The sequence below is a fragment of the Streptomyces sp. NPDC111802 genome, assembly GCF_055634335.1.
The window spans coordinates 123,691-141,868 of sequence record NZ_JBVKCZ010000027.1 but is presented as its reverse complement, the minus strand read 5'-3'; the positions used below and the strand labels follow the sequence as shown (position 1 = coordinate 141,868).

General features: G+C 70.0%; 13 protein-coding genes. 7 read left to right on the top strand and 6 right to left on the bottom strand.

Annotated features, from left to right (window positions below):
• Window positions 1–760 precede the first annotated feature (760 nt).
• From ACZ7NC_RS28110 to ACZ7NC_RS28100, 3 genes are all read right to left on the bottom strand, one after another.
• Window positions 761–910 (bottom strand): hypothetical protein, encoded by a 150-nt coding sequence (locus tag ACZ7NC_RS28110; protein WP_471492254.1) that lies wholly within the window; start codon window positions 908–910, stop codon window positions 761–763.
• A gap of 1,091 nt (window positions 911–2,001) precedes the next feature.
• Complete coding sequence (gene ppdK, locus ACZ7NC_RS28105; RefSeq protein WP_471492253.1) at window positions 2,002–4,722, bottom strand: pyruvate, phosphate dikinase; 2,721 nt, start codon at window positions 4,720–4,722, stop codon at window positions 2,002–2,004.
• A 407-nt stretch (window positions 4,723–5,129) separates the two neighbouring features.
• Window positions 5,130–6,326: an ROK family transcriptional regulator gene (locus ACZ7NC_RS28100; RefSeq protein ID WP_471492252.1), complete on the bottom strand. Its 1,197-nt coding sequence runs from the start codon at window positions 6,324–6,326 to the stop codon at window positions 5,130–5,132.
• 131 nt (window positions 6,327–6,457) lie between these two features.
• Between ACZ7NC_RS28100 and ACZ7NC_RS28095 the strand changes: the two genes are divergently transcribed.
• From ACZ7NC_RS28095 to ACZ7NC_RS28085, 3 genes are all read left to right on the top strand, one after another.
• A complete protein-coding gene (locus ACZ7NC_RS28095; protein ID WP_471492251.1) occupies window positions 6,458–7,921 on the top strand; it encodes an MGH1-like glycoside hydrolase domain-containing protein in 1,464 nt (487 codons plus the stop codon).
• Window positions 7,918–9,855 (top strand): amylo-alpha-1,6-glucosidase, encoded by a 1,938-nt coding sequence (locus tag ACZ7NC_RS28090; protein WP_471492250.1) that lies wholly within the window; start codon window positions 7,918–7,920, stop codon window positions 9,853–9,855. The genes ACZ7NC_RS28095 and ACZ7NC_RS28090 overlap by 4 nt, the downstream gene beginning before the upstream one ends.
• Before the next feature lie 245 nt (window positions 9,856–10,100).
• Window positions 10,101–11,849 (top strand): alkaline phosphatase family protein, encoded by a 1,749-nt coding sequence (locus ACZ7NC_RS28085; RefSeq protein WP_471492249.1) that lies wholly within the window; start codon window positions 10,101–10,103, stop codon window positions 11,847–11,849.
• A gap of 3 nt (window positions 11,850–11,852) precedes the next feature.
• Here ACZ7NC_RS28085 and dusB read toward each other — a convergent pair whose 3' ends face one another.
• Window positions 11,853–12,995 carry a tRNA dihydrouridine synthase DusB gene (gene dusB, locus ACZ7NC_RS28080; protein WP_471492248.1) on the bottom strand — a complete coding sequence of 381 codons (1,143 nt, stop codon included), beginning with the start codon at window positions 12,993–12,995 and terminating at the stop codon, window positions 11,853–11,855.
• Window positions 12,996–13,059: 64 nt separating this feature from the next.
• On the opposite strand from dusB, the gene ACZ7NC_RS28075 reads away from it, so the two are divergent.
• On the top strand, window positions 13,060–14,505 hold the full coding sequence (locus ACZ7NC_RS28075) for an MFS transporter (protein WP_471492247.1): 1,446 nt from the start codon (window positions 13,060–13,062) through the stop codon (window positions 14,503–14,505).
• Between the two features lie 8 nt (window positions 14,506–14,513).
• Here ACZ7NC_RS28075 and ACZ7NC_RS28070 read toward each other — a convergent pair whose 3' ends face one another.
• The gene (locus tag ACZ7NC_RS28070; protein WP_471492246.1) at window positions 14,514–15,434 is read right to left on the bottom strand and encodes a helix-turn-helix transcriptional regulator; all 921 of its coding nucleotides are present in this window, start codon (window positions 15,432–15,434) and stop codon (window positions 14,514–14,516) included.
• A gap of 101 nt (window positions 15,435–15,535) precedes the next feature.
• Here ACZ7NC_RS28070 and ACZ7NC_RS28065 point away from each other — a divergent pair, with 101 nt between their 5' ends.
• From ACZ7NC_RS28065 to ACZ7NC_RS28055, 3 genes are all read left to right on the top strand, one after another.
• Window positions 15,536–16,963 (top strand): MFS transporter, encoded by a 1,428-nt coding sequence (locus tag ACZ7NC_RS28065; protein ID WP_471492245.1) that lies wholly within the window; start codon window positions 15,536–15,538, stop codon window positions 16,961–16,963.
• Window positions 16,964–17,098: 135 nt separating this feature from the next.
• Window positions 17,099–17,317 carry a hypothetical protein gene (locus tag ACZ7NC_RS28060; RefSeq protein ID WP_471492266.1) on the top strand — a complete coding sequence of 73 codons (219 nt, stop codon included), beginning with the start codon at window positions 17,099–17,101 and terminating at the stop codon, window positions 17,315–17,317.
• Window positions 17,314–17,937, top strand: a complete 624-nt coding sequence (locus ACZ7NC_RS28055; protein WP_471492244.1) for a GNAT family N-acetyltransferase — start codon at window positions 17,314–17,316, stop codon at window positions 17,935–17,937. The genes ACZ7NC_RS28060 and ACZ7NC_RS28055 overlap by 4 nt, the downstream gene beginning before the upstream one ends.
• A 4-nt stretch (window positions 17,938–17,941) precedes the next feature.
• Here the strand turns inward: ACZ7NC_RS28055 and ACZ7NC_RS28050 are convergent, their stop codons facing one another.
• Entirely contained in the window at window positions 17,942–18,175 is a 234-nt protein-coding gene (locus ACZ7NC_RS28050; protein ID WP_471492265.1) for a hypothetical protein, read from the bottom strand.
• Window positions 18,176–18,178 lie beyond the last annotated feature (3 nt).

The following is an 18,178-nucleotide window of genomic DNA, read 5'->3' as shown; positions in this document are numbered from 1 at the left end:
CGAGCCATGGCCCCTCGCTTTCAGGTTGGGTGATTTGCGTGTTTGCTCATCATGTGTATGAGAGCCGCAAAGCAAGGGACCGGTGCCCGTGAGGCGTTGATGTTCAGATGAACACCACTCGGATGGGTGCAAGGGGGCGGAAGGCGGGTGAATCGGAGGAGGGAGTGCGCGATGCTCCCAGCGGGCATCTAGTTATTGGTTATCTCACCCACGGTTGCGTCCGTCGCCCTGACAGTTGCCACCGAGTCCTCCTCAGTCACGAAGTGGGTACGTCGTGGCGCGCTCTTGCCCATGACGGCATGAACGGCGGAGACCAGACATATGAGTAGGTATACAGGTAGAGCAACTGTTGAGCCTATGCAGCGAAGCCCCGAGTCACCTCGGGCTACGACAGCGTCGTGCCGGTCGCTGCCGTCGGCTCGTGCCCGCGAAGGTTACCTGGCCAAATTCTCGGGAGGGACACTTGTATCACCAAGTCCGAAGCTTCTGGCGCGAGACGCCCAGTCTGATTCGTCGCGGCTCCTTGGCCCTCTTGAGCTTGGGCTCGGTGCTACTGGCAGCGGGCGTCGTGGGCGACTCCTTGGGCTGGTGGGCGAGTCAGCCCTTTTTCACCAACCTCGTAAGCAGCGTTACCGGCTTCGCATTCGCTGTGCCCGTCGCTCTCCTCATCTTGAGCCGCGTGGCCGAAGTTCAGGCTAGGGACTCTGAGAGGCGGGCCGCCGTGGCGTTCACACAAACTTCCGTTGCGTCCTTCCTGACGTCATACGGCAAGGTTCTCCAGCTGCGAGACGCGCTCACATACATCGCTCTGAATGTGGGCCAGTTCAGTTATGGAGGCCTGCAGGGCGATCGTGATGCGGCTGCGCGCCATCTCCAGGGCATACCAGGCCAGCACCGGGCCGATCTCCATGATCTCTGTGGTGAGTGGGCTGCGCTAAGGGAGGCTGCCCGCCCACGCCTCGCTCAGGCGGGGGTCCAGTGGCTATATGAGAGCGAGATCGCGGCCATCGCAGACTCGTTGATACGCGCGAACGAGGCGATGGATCGAATGCAGTCTCTGGCTCATCCGACTCGACCGCTCGTCGGTGAGGATCAGCCGATGGGTCGGACGATGACGGAGGCTGCTCACAATCTGAGCACTGCCCTGAATGAGGTCAAGATGCTGATTGAAGAGCCGGGCTTTTACCACCGACTCACTCATCTCTGACCGGCCCTGCTGGTGTTGCTGGCCCACGCGCTGAGGCTCGCCGAAACGCGGATCGACTTCGCACCAAACGAGCACCAGCGTCGAGCACCAGGTGGCCCCTGTACGGGAGCACCTGTCTGAGGGACACTCGGCTTCCTGACATCAACAACGGCGAGCGGCGGTGGATCGGCAAGCCCTTCCGCGGACTCGGAAATCGGCGCTCAGCCCACGTTCACGGATATAGAGCTACCGCGCGATCGAACTCCTAAAGCGGTGCTCATCCGCCCGCCATAGGTGACTGCGCAGACCCCTTGTCCTAACTCTGCTGCCCCCAGGTGTCCCTCGGCAGCAGGTGGTATGTGGAAAGCCGCAGGTCATAGACGGTGAACTGAGCCCGCTGTAAATCTGCCGGGAACCGTGCAACAGGGCGCCTCCCCTGCCCGGAAGTAGGGAGCTCGGGGCCCCGGGACTCTCACGCCTCCCGGGGCCCTTGCGCTACTCGGGAGCCGATACGAACGCAAAAGCCCCGCCCTGGGCAAGGACGGAGCTCCTGTCGTAGCAGCGCGTGACAGACCCCAGCCGTGCCCGGAGGGCACAACGAGGGCACAACGCCCTCCCGCAGGTTCAGCTGCAACCAACGCCAGCAAACGCCATTTTGCCTGGTCAGCGACCTAGCTTGACAGTCTCGGCAGATCATGCCCGGAGGGGCGGCACCTCCGCACAGGTGCCGCCCTCCTTCGTGATCCGGAGCCGCCGCCCATCGGTCTTGAGGGTCGGGGACGAGCGGCGGCTCCGGGGCTTGGTGGCCGTACGGCCTATCGGTGGTCGCTGCCCTCCGACTGGGTCGCCGCCCGGCCCGCCTCCAGCCGCGCTACCGGGATGCGGAACGGCGAGCAGGAGACGTAGTCCAGGCCGACCTCGTGGAAGAAGTGCACCGACTCCGGGTCACCGCCGTGCTCGCCGCAGACGCCGAGCTTGAGGTCGGGGCGGGTCTCACGGCCGGCCTTCGCCGCGGCCGCGACCAGGGAGCCCACGCCGTCCTTGTCGATCGTCTCGAACGGGGAGACGCCGAAGATGCCCTTCTCCAGGTACGCGGTGAAGAACGAGGCCTCCACGTCGTCCCGGCTGAAGCCCCACACCGTCTGGGTGAGGTCGTTCGTGCCGAAGGAGAAGAACTCCGCCGCCTCGGCGATCTGACCGGCGGTCAGCGCGGCGCGCGGCAGCTCGATCATCGTGCCGATCGCCAGCTTGAGCTTCGTACCGGTGGCCGCCTCGACCTCCGCGATGACCTGGTCGGCCTCCTCGCGGACGATCTCCAGCTCCTGGACGGTGCCGACGAGCGGGATCATGACCTCGGCGCGCGGGTCGCCCTTGGCGTTCTTGCGCTCGGCGGCGGCCTCGGCGATGGCCCGTACCTGCATGGTGAACAGGCCGGGGATGACCAGGCCGAGGCGTACACCGCGCAGGCCCAGCATCGGGTTCTGCTCGTGCAGGCGGTGCACCGCCTGGAGCAGGCGCAGTTCGTTCTCGTGCGGCTCCTGGCGGGACTCGGCGAGGGCCACGCGGACCGACAGCTCGGTGATGTCGGGCAGGAACTCGTGCAGCGGCGGGTCGAGCAGCCGGATCGTCACCGGCAGGCCGTCCATCGCCGAGAACAGCTCCACGAAGTCCTGCTTCTGCAGCGGGAGCAGCGCCTTCAGGCTCTCCTCGCGCTCGGTCTCCGTGTCGGCCAGGATCAGCCGCTCGACCAGCTCGCGGCGGTCACCGAGGAACATGTGCTCCGTACGGCACAGACCGATGCCCTGGGCGCCGAACCGACGGGCGCGCATCGCGTCCTCGGCGTTGTCCGCGTTGGCGCGCACCCGCAGCCGCCGCTTGCGGTCGGCGAACGCCATGATCCGGTGCACGGCCTCGACCAGCTCGCCGGCGTCGTGGGCGCCCGCGTGCATCCGGCCCTCGAAGTACTCCACGACCGGGGAGGGGACCACCGGGACCTCGCCCAGGTAGACCTTGCCGCTCGACCCGTCGATCGAGATGACGTCGCCTTCCTCCACCACATGCCCGCCGGGGACCGTCATCCGGCGCCGCTTGGTGTCGACCTCCAGCTCCTCGGCGCCGCAGACACAGGTCTTGCCCATGCCGCGCGCGACCACCGCCGCGTGGGACGTCTTGCCGCCGCGGGAGGTCAGGATGCCCTCGGCCGCGATCATGCCGTCGAGGTCGTCCGGGTTGGTCTCCCGGCGGACCAGGATGACCTTCTCCCCCGACCGCGACCACTTCACCGCGGTGTACGAGTCGAAGACCGCCTTGCCGACCGCCGCACCCGGCGAGGCCGCGATGCCCCGGCCGACCTGCTCGACCTTCGCCTCGTCGTCGAACTTCGGGAACATCAGCTGGGCGAGCTGGGCGCCGTTGACGCGCTGCAGCGCCTCCGCCTCGTCGATGAGCCCCTGGTCCACGAGCTGCGTGGCGATCCGGAAGGCCGCGCCCGCCGTCCGCTTGCCGACCCGGGTCTGGAGCATCCACAGCTGCCCGCGCTCGATGGTGAACTCGATGTCGCAGAGGTCTTTGTAGTGGTTCTCCAGCGTCTCCATGATCTGCATCAGCTGGTCGTACGACTTCTTGTCGATCGACTCCAGCTCCGCCAGCGGGACCGTGTTGCGGATGCCCGCCACCACGTCCTCGCCCTGGGCGTTCTGCAGGTAGTCGCCGTAGACGCCCTGGTGGCCGGAGGCGGGGTCACGGGTGAAGGCGACGCCGGTGCCGGAGTCGGGGCCCAGGTTGCCGAAGACCATGGAGCAGACGTTGACGGCCGTGCCGAGGTCGTGCGGGATGCGCTCCTGGCGGCGGTACAGCTTGGCGCGGTCGGTGTTCCAGGAGTCGAAGACCGCGTGGATGGCGAGGTCCATCTGCTCGCGCGGGTCCTGCGGGAAGTCCCGGCCGGCCTCCCTCTTGACGATCTTCTTGAAGGAGGTGACCAGCTTCTTGAGGTCCGCGGCCTCCAGGTCGGTGTCGACCGTGACCTTCTTGGCCTCCTTGGCCTTGTCGAGAGCTTCCTCGAAGAGGTCGCCGTCGACGCCGAGGACCGTCTTGCCGAACATCTGGATGAGACGACGGTAGGAGTCCCAGGCGAAACGCTCGTCGCCCGCCTGCTCCGCGAGGCCCTTCACCGACTTGTCGGAGAGGCCGATGTTCAGAACCGTGTCCATCATGCCGGGCATGGAGAACTTCGCGCCGGAGCGAACCGAGACGAGCAGAGGGTTGTCGGCCTGGCCGAGCTTCTTGCCCATACGGGACTCGAGGGCGTCGAGGTGCGCACTCACCTCGTCACGCAGTGCCGCGGGCTCCACGCCGCTGTCGAGGTAGACCTTGCAGGCTTCTGTCGTGATCGTGAAGCCCGGGGGAACGGGAAGCCCGAGGTTGGTCATCTCCGCGAGGTTGGCGCCCTTGCCACCCAAGAGGTCCTTGAGGTCTTTGTTTCCCTCGGTGAAGTCGTAAACGAACTTCGCTACGTGGGGTTCTTTGTTTTCCGACACGGTCTCGACTCCCTCGAGGACGTGGTGGCTGCCCTGACGGCGAGGAACATACCCAGATCGAAGGCGCCTGGGTACGTCTACTCATGCGTCATGCGCCTGTAACCACCCGTCCGCCAGAGGATCGAAAGTCAAAGGTTGGCAAGCGCTGACACGCGGATGTTTTCACTTCTTGAACGCAAGAGCGCCCACAGGTGCGGATTTTCGCTCAGATGAGCAGCCTTACCGCACGTCTGATTTCGATCGATGAACGATCAAGGGGTGGCACCGAGTGCCACCCCTTGGAGAAGTGCAACCGCTCAAGATCCGCTCATCTGAGCGCAACCCTTATCAAGGGTGGCGAGAATCACGCTGCCACAGCCGTGGGGATTTCACCATGCGGACGTGCGTCCGGGATGGAAACGCGGTCGTCACACACCCAGCGTGACCAGCCGTTCCTCCACCCGCTCGGGCGCGTACAGATGCTCCACGACCAGCGCCCCGGCCCCGATCAGCCCGGCCCGCTCCCCCAGCCGCGAGGTCACCACATCCAGATGAGCGGTGGAGCGCGGCAGCGCCCGCTGGTACAGCAACTCCCGCACCCCGGTGAGGAAGGCCGTCCCGGCCAGATCCCCGGCGATCATCAGCACCCCGGGGTTGAGCAGGGTCACCACGGTCGCCAGCACGTCCCCGACCTGCCGCCCGGCCTCGCGGGCCAGTGCGGCCGCCCCCGGATGCCCGGCCGCCAGCAGGTCCCGCACATCCGAGCCGGAGGCCGCCGGCACCCCGTCCTCGGCCAGCCGCCGGGCCACGGCACCGCCACTGGCGACGGCGGCCAGACAGCCGTACGAACCGCACCGGCACCGCACATCGGCGCCCACCCGGATGTGCCCGATGTCGCCCGCGCCGCCGTCGATGCCCCGGTACACCGAGCCGTCCACCACGACCCCGGCACCTATCCCGGTCGACACCTTGACCAGCACGAACGCCGAGCAGCGCGGATATCCCGTGCGCTGTTCGCCGTACGCCATCAGGTTGGCGTCGTTGTCGACGAGGACCGGTACCGGCGCGGACTGCGTCCGCTCGCCGAAGGCGCGGGACAGTCGCCCCCTTATGTCGTAGCCGTCCCAGCCGGGCATGATCGGCGGCTGGACGACCCGGCCGGTCTCGCTGTCCACCGGCCCCGGCACCGCGAGGCCGATGCCGCACACCTCCTCGGCCCGCCGCCCGGCCTTCTCCACCAGCTCGGCGAACCAGAGCGCCAACTCGTCAAGGACCGTCTCCGGCCCGTCCTCGATGACCAGCGTGCCGCTGTGCTCGGCGAGGATCTCGCCGGTCAGCGACAGTACGGCGGCACGCGCGTGCCGGGTCTCCAGGTCGGCGGCGAGGACGACGGCGTGGGCGTCGTCGAACTCCAGGGTGATGGAGGGGCGTCCGCCCAGCGGGGAGTCCACCGGCCCGCCGGCTCCCTCGCGCAGCCAGCCGGCCCGGAAGAGGCGGTCCAGGCGCTGGCCGACGGTGGCACGGGACAGCCCGGTCGCCTGCTGAAGTGCTCCGCGTGTGACGGCCCGCCCGCTCCGTACCAGTTCGAGCAGTTCTCCGGCACTCGCCTGGCCCCGTGCGCTCATGCACACCCCCTTGTGTTTCTCAAGCCTGCATTACATGCTGGGTTTTGCGTGTTAAATAGACGTAACTCTACTGTGGCGCCGACCAGTACTACCCGAACCGGTCGGCCGGACGTCTTTCGGGGAGCCCCGAAGTGGATCGCACCGCTCAACTCACAGCCCGCCCAGCGGCCCGTGACATCGCATACGATCCGCCACCGGCGGCCGACGACCCCCGCCACCTCGGCGCCGCCCGGGTGCTGGAGGCCAACTGGACCGGTTCCTCGACGGTGCCCTCGCTCAGTCTGTATCCGCACCAGTGGTCCTGGGACTCGGCGTTCATCGCGATCGGCCTCCGGCACATCTCGCCGTTACGGGCCCAGACGGAGCTGGAGACGCTGTTCGACGCCCAGTGGGGTGACGGGCGCGTCCCGCACATCGTCTTCAACTCCTCCGTGCCGCTCGACGCCTACTTCCCGAGCCCCGACTTCTGGCGTTCCTCCACCGCGGGGGGGGCCGCGGGCGCCCCGCGCACCGTGGAGACCTCCGGCATCGTGCAGCCACCGGTGCACGCGCTGGCGGCCTGGCTGGTGCACCGCGCCGACCCCGGGCTGTCCCGGGCGCGCGGCTTCCTCACCCGGATGTATCCCCGCCTCGCCGCCTGGCACCGCTATCTGCTGCACCGGCGCGACCTCGGCGGGGGCGGCCTGGCGTCGGTGGTGCACCCGTGGGAACAGGGCATGGACAACAGCCCCTGCTGGGACGCGCCGCTGAGCCGGGTCACGCCGGCCCCGGCCCGCTCCTTCCGCCGCGCCGACCTCGCCCACGGCTCCCCCGAGGACCGGCCGACGGATCTGGACTACGGGCGCTATGTGCGGCTGGCGGCGGACTACCGGGACGGGCAGTACGCCGACGGCGGAATCAACGGGGTGGTCCGCGGGGCCTCGGTCGCGGGCGGTGGCGGGAGAGGGGCGGGCGACTTCGCCGTCGAGGATCCGGCGTTCAACGCCCTGCTCATCGCCTCCGAGCACGCGCTGGCCGGCATCGCGAGGGAGCTGGGCGCGACGGGCACGGCCCGGCAGACACGCGCCGAGCGCCTGACGACGGCGCTGATCGAGCGCATGTGGGACCCGGCGAAGGAGATCTTCCTCTGCCACGACGTGCGGACGGGAGAGCTCATCCCCGAACGCGGCGTCGCGGGCCTGGTCCCCCTCCTCCTGCCCACCCTCCCGCGCGACATCGCCACCGCCCTGGTCCGCACGGCGCACGGCCCGCACTTCGGCCTCGGCGACACGACCCGCCTCGCCCCGTCCTACGACCTCGTCGGCGAGGCCTTCGACCCGCACCGCTACTGGCGGGGCCCGGCCTGGTTCAACACCAACTGGCTGCTGGAGCGCGGCCTGCGCACCCACGGCGAGCGAGAGCGCGCCGACGCCCTGCGTGAGGCGGTGCTGGAGCTGGCCGTCTCCTCCGATTTCGCCGAGTACGTCGATCCGTACACCGGCGAGGCATGCGGGGCCACCGGCTTCGGCTGGACGGCCGCGCTCACGCTCGATCTGCTGCACAGCATCGAGGAACGCAAGGACCTCAAGGACCTCAAGGGAGGGAGCCGGGGATGACGGATCGTCATCATCTGCTCGTGTACGGGGGGACGTTCGCTGCCGTGGGGGACGGCGGGGACATCAGCGGCGTACGCGCCGCCGGCTCCCCGGAAGGGCTGTTCGTGCGCGACGCACGGCACTTGAGCCGCTGGCAGCTCACCGTGGACGGAGCGGTGCCGGAGGCGCTCAGCCCGGTCGCCGACGGGGACACCGCACGCTGTGTGCTGGTCCCGCGCGGCGGCCGCAACGAGCCCGCGGCCTACACGCTCTTCCGTGAACAGGCCGTGGGGGACAGCTCGTTCATCGAGTCCCTGCGGGTGACCAGCAACCGGCCGGTGCCGACCACGATCCGCCTCGCGGTCACCGCCGACGCGGACTTCACCGACCAGTTCGAGCTGCGCTCGGACCACCGCACCTACACCAAGCCCGGCGCCACCCGCTCCCGTCAGGTCCTCGACCACGGCGTGGAGTTCACCTACCAGCGAGGCGAATGGCGCTCGGTGACGACGGTGACGGCCGACCCGGCTCCCGACGCCGTGGAGGAGACGGGGACCGGCGCCCGCCGCATGGTCTGGACCCTGGACCTCGCTCCGCACAGCACGGCGGAGCTGACCCTCCGGGTGATGGCCCGCCCCCACGGCGACCGGCGCCCGCTGCGCGTCCCCCGCTCCCCCGGGGCCCTCTCCGCCCAACTCCTTTCCGTGGAGGGGGAGTTCGTGGAGGGCGTGGCCTTCCCGACGGGCTGGCCCGAGCTGGCCGCCGCCTGTGCGCGGGGCCTGGCCGACCTGGCCGCGCTCCAGGTCCCGGCGACGGGCCCCGACGGCGAGGAACTGCGCGTCCCCGCGGCGGGAGCCCCCTGGTTCCTGACCCTGCTGGGCCGCGACGCCCTCCTCACCTCACTGTTCGCCCTCCCCTACCGCCCCCGGCTGGCCGCCGCCACGCTCCCCGCGCTGGCCGCGACCCAGGCGACGGAGACGGGAGCCGACGCGGTCTCCCAGCCCGGCAAGATCGTGCACGAGGTGCGGCAGGGCGAGCTGGCGCACTTCGGGCAGGTGCCGTTCGGCCGCTACTACGGCTCGGTGGACGCGACCCCGCTGTTCCTGATCCTGCTCGGCGCATACGTGGAACAGACCGCCGACACCGCCCTGGCCCGCCGGCTGGAGCCCCATGCCCGGGCGGCGATCGGCTGGATGCTGGACCACGGCGGCCTCACCACCCGCGGCTACCTGGTCTACCGCGCCGACCAGGGCGGCCTGGCGAACCAGAACTGGAAGGACTCCCCGGGCGCCATCTGCGACTCCGACGGCACCCGCCCCACCGGCCCCGTGATGGCGGCGGGCGCCCAGGGCTACGCCTACGACGCCCTGCGCCGCACGGCATGGCTGGCCCGCACGGTGTGGCAGGACGAGACCTACGCGGCCCTCCTGGAACAGGCGGCGGCCGACCTGCGGGACCGTTTCCAGCGGGACTTCTGGATGCCGGAGCACTCCTTCCCGGCCCTGGCGCTGGACGGCTCGGGCCGTCAGGTGGACGCGCTCGCCTCGGACGCGGGGCATCTGCTCTGGTCCGGTCTGCTGGACAAGGAGTACGGCGAGCTGGTGGGCCGCCGGCTGCTGGAACCGGACTTCTTCTCCGGCTGGGGGGTGCGCACCCTCGCCTCCGGCCAGTCGGCCTACCACCCCCTCTCCTACCACCGCGGCTCGGTCTGGCCGCACGACAACGCGCTGATCACCCTGGGCCTGGCCCGCTACGGCCTGCACGACGAGGCCCGCACGGTCGCCCACGCCCTGGTCGAGGCGGCGACGACGACCGGCCATCGTCTGCCGGAGGTCCTGGCGGGCTACGGCCGCGACACCCACGCGGAGCCGGTGCCGTACCCCCATGCGTGTGTGCGCGAATCCCGCTCGGCGGCGGCACCGTTGGCGCTGCTCACCGCGGTGGGCGGGGCGTAGCCCTCCGGGGGCGGCGCCGTGACGTCCGGCCTCGGCTTCGCCGTCGGCGACAGGGGGTTCGTCGTACGGCGCCGGCCGCGGCCGGGCCTGTTGGCCTGGCGTTTGCCGGGTGTTTGCCGAGCTCTGGGGCACGGTGGCTGAACATGGGCGCAGGTCGGGCCGTACGAGGGGATGGCGGGCCCCAGCCTCCCCAGCGCGGCCCGCCACACCACTCCAACAGGGGCCTCGCACGGAAGGACCTTCGGGTGCCTGTCTTCACGCGCTTTCGTCAATCGGCCGATACGAACGATGACTTGACCGACGAAAGTGCCACGGGCGGCGTGGCTGGGAACGACCCGGCCGAAGGCGAGGCCGAGGCCGAGAAGCAGGCGCGCCCGTACCTCCCCTGGACCCTGACCTTCCTGGCCGCCGCCCTCATCCACATCTGCCTGCAAATGCCGAACACCCTCGGCAACCTCAAGGCCACGGAGTTCGTCCGGCTCCCCGCCGAGGCCGTCATCGGGGCCGCCGTACTCCTCAGCCTCCCCCGCCGCCCCCGTCTGATCACCGCCGCGATATCCGGCGCCGCCCTGGGCGCGCTGACCCTCCTGAGCCTGTTGGACATCGGCTTCAACGAATACCTGGGCCGGCACTTCAACATCGTCCTGGACTGGGAACTCCTGGACGACGCGCAGTCGTACATGAGGGACTCCATGGGCGGCACGACCGCGGTCCTGCTCACCATCGGCGTCATCCTCCTCGCCGTACTCCTGACGGCCCTGGTCGCCCTGGCGACCGTACGGGTGGCGAACGTCCTGGCCCGGCACAAGACGCAGGCGTCCAAGGGCGCCCTGATCGCCGGCACCGTCTGGATCACCTGCACGGCGTTCGGTGTGCAGATCGCCGGTGTGCCGATCGCGGCGGACCACACCGCCGGTGTCGTGAAGGTCCACGCCCGCCGGGCGATGGACACCCTGCGCGACGAGGCGCAGTTCGCGAAGGACGCGAAGGCCGACACGTTCGGCAGCACACCGCCCGCCCAACTGGTGCCCGATCTGCGCGGCAAGGACGTCGTCTTCACCTTCATCGAGAGCTACGGCCGCAGCGCCCTTGAGGACCCCGAGATAGCCCCCGGCGTCACCAGCACCCTCGACACGAGCACCGCGGCGCTGGCGAAGGCCGGTTTCCACGCGAAGAGCGGCTGGCTGACATCGGCGACCTACGGCGGCAACAGCTGGCTGGGCCACTCCACCACCCTGTCCGGCCTGTGGATCGACAACCAGCAGCGCTACCGCACCGTCATGGCGAGCGACCACCTCAGCCTCACCAAGGCCTTCCAGAAGACCGGCGAGTGGGACACGGTCGGCGTGATGCCCGGTGTGCAGAAGGCCTGGCCGGAACAGCGGTACTACGGCCTGGACAAGCTCTACAACGCCTTCCAACTCGGCTACAAGGGACCGAAGTTCAGCTGGTCGACGATGCCCGACCAGTACGCCCTGGAGGCGTTCCAGCGCCAGGTCCACGGCAAGAAGCGCGACAAGCCCCTGATGTCGGAGATCATCCTGACCTCCAGCCACCAGCCCTGGGCGCCCATCCCCAAGTTGGTCGACTGGGACGACCTGGGCGACGGCTCGGTCTTCAAGCCCATCCAGAAGGCGGGCACCAAGCCGGCGGACATCATCTCCGACTCCACCCGCTCCAAGCAGGAGTACGGCAAGTCGATCTCGTACTCCGTCACCAGCCTCACCCAGTGGCTGGAGCGCTACGGCACCGACGACACCGTCCTGGTGTTCCTGGGCGACCACCAGCCGATGTCCCGCGTCAGCGGCACCAAGGCCAGCCGTGACGTGCCGATCTCGATCGTCGCCAAGGATCCCGAGGTCCTGGACAGGATCACCTCATGGAACTGGGCGGACGGCCTCCAGCCCACCTCCAAGACCCCGGTCTGGAAGATGAGTTCCTTCCGCGACCGCTTTCTGAAGGCGTACGGCTCGACCCCGAGCGCGTCGAAGTAGCCCTCAGCCGCCGGAGGTGTCCAGCTCCGCGTCCTCGCTCACCCCGGCACAGTCGTACGGGTCCTTCAGCCACCCGTCCGGCAGCACCACCCGGTTGTTGCCGGACGTACGGCCGCGGGGCCCGTCGGCGCCGGCGGGCCAGGGCTGGTCGAGGTCCAACTCGTCAAGACCGCCCCGCAGCTCCTCCAGCGAGGAAGTGATCGCGAGCCGCTTGCGCATCTCCGAGCCGACCGCGAAGCCCTTCAGGTACCAGGCGACGTGCTTGCGGAAGTCGATGACGCCCCGCGCCTCGTCCCCGATCCACTCCCCGAGCAGCGTGGCGTGCCGGACCATGACGTCGGCGACCTCGCGCAGGGTCGGCCGAGCGATGTCTTCCGTACGTCCTTCGAAGACCGCGACCAGGTCGGAGAACAGCCAGGGCCGCCCCAGGCACCCCCGCCCGACCACGACTCCGTCGCACCCGGTCTCGCGGACCATGCGCACCGCGTCCTCGGCCGACCAGATGTCCCCGTTGCCGAGCACCGGAATCTCCGGCACATGCTCCTTCAGCCGCGCGATGGCGTCCCAGTCGGCCGTGCCGCCGTAGTGCTGCGCCGCGGTACGCCCGTGCAGCGCGATCGCGGTCACGCCCTCCTCGACCGCGATCCGCCCGGCGTCCAGGTAGGTGATGTGGTCGTCGTCGATGCCCTTGCGCATCTTCATCGTGACCGGCAGCTCCCCCGCCCCGCTCACGGCCTCCCGCAGGATCGCCCGCAGCAGGTGCCGCTTGAACGGCAGCGCGGATCCGCCGCCCTTCCGTGTCACCTTCGGGACGGGGCAGCCGAAGTTCAGGTCGATGTGATCGGCCAGCCCCTCCTCCGCGATCATGCGGACGGCCTTGCCGACGGTGGCCGGATCGACGCCGTAGAGCTGGATCGACCGAGGCTTCTCGCTCTCGTCGAAGTGGATCAGCTGCATGGTCTTCTCGTTGCGCTCGACCAGCGCCCGAGTGGTGATCATCTCGCTGACGAACAGCCCCTTGCCGCCGCTGAACTCCCGGCACAGGGTGCGGAAGGGCGCGTTGGTGATACCGGCCATCGGCGCCAGGACGACGGGCGGCTGGACGGTGTGGGGGCCGATCTGCAGGGGCGAGGCGGTCATGGGCATCCACCCATTCTCACGTACTGAACGGGGTGCGGCGAAATTCATTAGTTAGCCGTACTATTCAAGGATGCCGGAGCTCAGCCCCCGCCGCCGGACGCTGGTCCTCGCGATCTGCTGCATGAGCCTGCTGATCGTGAGCCTCGACACCACGGCCCTCAACGTCTCCCTGCCCTCGATGCAACGCGACCTCGGCGCGAGCACCTCGGGCCTGCAGTGGACGATCGACGCCTACACACTCGTCCTGGCCTCCCTGCTGATGCTGGCCGGGTCCACGGCGGACCGGATCGGCCGCAAACGGGTCTTCATGACCGGCCTGGTCCTGTTCACCATCGGCTCGGCGCTGTGCTCCGTCGCCCCGACCCTGGACGCGCTGATCGTCTTCCGGATGATCCAGGCGGTGGGCGGTTCGATGCTCAACCCGGTCGCGATGTCGATCATCACCAACACCTTCACTGACCCGCGCGAGCGGGCACGGGCGATCGGCGTCTGGGGCGGGGTCGTCGGTATCTCGATGGCCGCGGGACCGCTGGTCGGGGGCCTGCTCGTGGACGCGGTGGACTGGCGCGCGATCTTCTGGGTCAATCTGCCGGTGGGCCTTGCCGCCCTCCTGCTCACCCTCCGCTTCGTCCCCGAGTCCCGTGCCCCCAGGGCCCGCCGCCTCGACCCGGTCGGCCAGCTCCTGGTGATCGCGCTGTTCGGCTCGCTGACGTACGCGATCATCGAGGCACCGAACGCCGGGCTCACCTCGGTCCTGCCGTTCGCGGCGATCGCGCTGGCGGCCCTGCTGGGCCTCCTCCGGTACGAGCCGCGCCGCGCGGAGCCCCTGATCGACCTGCGCTTCTTCCGTTCGGCGCCGTTCAGCGGGGCGACGGTGATCGCGATCGGCGCGTTCGCGGCGCTGGGCGGGTTCCTTTTCCTGTCGACGCTGTACCTGCAGAACGTACGCGGGTTGGACGCCCTGGACGCGGGCCTGTGGATGCTGCCGATGGCGATGCCGATGTTCCTGTGCGCGCCCCTGTCCGGGCGGCTGGTCGGCAGTCGGGGGCCGCGGCTGTCGCTGGCGGTCGCGGGTGTCGCGATGACGAGCAGTGCCGCGCTGTTCGCCCTCTTCGACGCCGAGACGTCCAATGTCACGCTGATCCTCGGCTACGCCCTGTTCGGCATCGGGTTCGGGTTCGTGAACGCGCCGATCACGAACACGGCGGTGTCGGGGATGCCGCGTGCGCAGGCCGGGGTCGCGGCCGCCGTCGCCTCCACGAGCCGTCAGCTGGGGCAGACGCTCGGGGTGGCGGTGGTCGGTGCGGTGCTCGCTTCCGGGGTGGGGGCGTCGTCGTACCGGGAGGCGTTCGTGTCGGCCGCGGTGCCGGGGTGGTGGATTGTCACCGGGTGCGGGCTGTTGGTCCTGGTCGTAGGCGCGGTGACGAGCGGGCCGTGGGCGCGCAGGACTGCTGAACGTACGGCTGAGACGTTGGAGTCGGCCGAGATTCGCGGTGCGTCCCGCGTGGTCGCGTAGCTCGGCGGCTAACGGCTCGTGGGGGCTGGTCGCGCAGTTCCCCGCGCCCCTTTGAGAGCGATCTCTTGGAGCTTCTCGAGACGTTCCCTCGACTCCTCGTCCGCCGGCACATACGTCACCATCCGCGGCCCGACCTCCGGGCTCAGCCACAGGTCCGTATGGTCGACCACCACCCTCCCCACATACCGGTTGATGAATTCCTTCCGCTTGGTGCGGTGAGCCACCACCTCGTGGCGCTCCCACGCCTCGCTGAACTCGGGTGACTCCGTGCGCAGGCGTTTGAGGAGCATCTTCCAGGCAGGCTCGGCGAGATGGCCGGCCATCGCTGCGCGGAAGCGGGCGGCCATCAGGCGCTGGGCCTCCTCCAGGTGCACGATCGACGACTTCCAGTCCTCGTTCGTGTAGGAAAGGATCAGGCAGTTGCGGTCCTCCGGCGCAATGGCCTCCAGGTCGCACAGCAGCAGCCCGTACGTGCGGTTGTGGGCGAGGATGTCGTACCGGCTGTTCTGCAGACAGGCCGGATACGGCTCGAGTTGCTCCAGTACGGCCCGCATCGCCGGCGTCACCGAAGGGCAGGTCGTCGCCGGCGTCGGATCCACCGCCCCGGCCAGCTGGAAGATGTGGGAACGCTCGCTGGGGTCGAGCATCAGGGTGCGGGCGAGAGCGTCGAGGACCTGGACCGAGACCTGGATGTCCCTGGCCTGTTCGAGCCACGTGTACCACGTGACGCCGACGGCCGAGAGCTGGGCGACCTCCTCGCGGCGCAGCCCGGGTGTGCGGCGTCGGCGGCCCCGGGGCAGGCCGACCTGCTCGGGGGTGATGTGCTCGCGGCGGTGGCGCAGGAACTCGGCGAGTTCGTGGCGCCGGATCGCCGACGCGGCGTGGGCGCGCGGGGCTTCGGTGACCGTCTCCTGGGCCATGGTCGTCATCCTTCCAGCCTGCCGCTGTCCCGACCCTGTTTCCAGGTGCTCCTGCTACCAGGATAAAGGGACTCTGGTACCCGTCTCGCAGCGGGCGCAGGCTCTTCACCGTGACCGAAACCATCACTGCGCACAAGGCCCGGACCACCGCGGCGCCACCCTCGCTCGGCGGCCTCGGCCTCTTCACGGTGCTGCTCGCGGCGGCACTTCCCCTCATCGACTTCTTCATCGTCAACGTGGCGCTGCCCACCATCGGCCATGACCTCGCGGCGAGCGAGGCCGTGCTCGAACTCGTCGTGGCGGGCTACGGGTTGGCGTACGCCGTGCTGCTCGTCCTCGGCGGGCGGCTCGGTGACCTCTTCGGCCGGCGCCGCCTCTTCCTCGGCGGCATGGCGGCCTTCGGACTGACCTCGCTGGCGTGCGGGCTCGCGCCGAGCGCGTGGACGCTCGTCGCGGCGCGGGTCGCGCAGGGCGCGGCGTCGGCGGCGATGCTGCCGCAGGTGCTGGCGACGATCCAGGCGGCCACCAGCGGCCCGCGCCGCGCGAAGGCCATGAGCCTGTACGGCGCGACGGCCGGCCTGTCGATGGTGGCCGGGCAGATCCTCGGCGGCGTACTCGTCGCGGCTGACATCGCGGGCACCGGCTGGCGCTCGGTGTTCCTGGTGAACGTGCCCGTCGTCCTCGTCGGCCTCTTCCTCGCGGCCCGCGCCGTCCCGGAGACCCGCTCCCAGCACCCGGAACCGGTCGACGGCCCCGGCACGGTGCTGCTCGCCGCCGCCCTGCTCGCGCTGCTGGCCCCGCTCACCGAGGGCCGTGCGGCGGGCTGGCCGCTGTGGACGTGGCTGTCGCTGGCGGCGTTCCCGTTGGTGGCGGCGGCGTTCTACGCGGTGGAGCGCAGGGCGGACCGGCAGGGCCGTACGCCGTTGGTGCCGCCGAGCCTGTTCGCCCTGGTGTCCCTGCGGCGCGGTCTGGTGATGATCGTGCCGTTCTCGATCGGCTTCAGCGGCTTCATGTTCGTGATCGCGGTGGCGCTCCAGCAGGGTGCGGGCCACGGCCCGGTCCAGGCGGGGCTGGCCCTGGTCCCGATGGCGGTGGCGTTCTTCTTCGTCTCCCTCGCCGGGCCGCGGCTGGTGGCCCGTTACGGCACCCGCGTGGTGACCGTCGGTGCGGCGGTCCAGGGGGTGGGCGTGGCGCTGATCGCGCTGGCCGCCTGGCGCTCCTGGCCGCACCTCGGTGTCCTCGAACTGCTCCCCGGTGCCGCGATCGCCGGCGCGGGCCAGGCCGTCCAGCTCCCCGTCGTCTTCCGGATCGTCCTGTCCGAGGTGCCGCCGGCGCGGGCGGGGGTGGGCAGCGGGGTGATGATCACGACCCAGCAGTCGTCGTTGGCGCTGGGTGTGGCGACCCTGGGCACGCTGTTCCTCTCCCTGGTCCCGGGGGCGGGCATGCGGGACGCTCTGATCACGACGTTGCTGGTCCAGCTGGCCGGAGTGGTGCTGACGGGCCTGCTCAGCCTGCGGCTGCCGCGCACCGTCGGCTGAGCGAGTTGTGAGGGTGTGGCCACAGGTTGGTCAACTCGCCGGGGAAGAGTCCCTGTTGATGTTGGTCTTGCTGCACACTCCTTGCTGCGCGAGGGCGCGCACGCAGACTCGATGTCCTGGGACGCTGGAGGCGTCATGCTGGAGATCAACACGAGCAAGGTGAGCCGCTGGGACCACCACGGGCGCGAGCACGTCGTACGAGTACAGCGCAAAGGCGCGCAGCGCTCGATCAGATGCGACACCTGCGGCTGGCGCAAGAGCGCGCAGTTCCTGCCGTGGCTGAAGGCGGAGGAGCACCTGGCGGAGGCCCATCAGGCGACGGTGGACCCGACGGAGGCCCAGCCCGACCGATGACCCGTATCCGCAGGTACCGCCCCGAGGACCGGGCGGCCATCGAGGACATCTGCGTCCGCACGGCCCACGAGGGCGGCGACAGCCGGCCGCACTACCGGGACCCCGGCATCTTCCCGGCGGCCTTCGCGCTTCCGTACGTCGTCCTGGAACCGGATCTCGCGTTCGTCCTGGACGACGGTGCGGGCCGGGCGGTCGGCTACATCCTGGGCGCGGCGGACACCCCGCGCTTCGTGAGGGCCTTCCGCACCGAGTGGCTGCCCCTGGCCGCCCGCCGCCACCCCCGGCCGTCCGGCCCGCCGGCCACCCCGGACGAGCAGATGACCGCCCTTCTGCACGACCCGGAGCGCATGCTCGTCCCGGAGGTCGCGGCCTACCCGGCCCACCTCCACATCGACCTGCTCCCGGCGTGGCAGGGCCGGGGCCACGGCCGCGCGCTGATGCGCACCCTGCTGGAGACCCTCCAGGACAAGGAGGTCCCGGCCGTCCACCTCTCCATGGTCACGGCCAACACCCCGGCCAGGGCTTTCTACGACCGCCTCGGCTTCCACGAGATCGACGTCCCGACCCCGGGCCCGGTCACCTACCTCGGCCGCACGACGGGTGATCCGGACCACCTGTGACGCCTCAACCCCGAGCAGCCCGCAACCCCCGGATCAACATCTCCACGAGCACCTCGAACGCCCCCTCCACACCCGGCTGCTCCCACTCCCCGGCGTAGCGCGGGTCGTGGAAGCGGTCCGTCGCGCGGAAGAGGGCTCCGGCCATGGCGGCCGGGTCACGAGATCGACGTCCGGCCCGGGCCCGGTCACCTACCTCGGCCGCACAACGAGCGACCTGGACCCTCCAATGCCGGCTCAACCC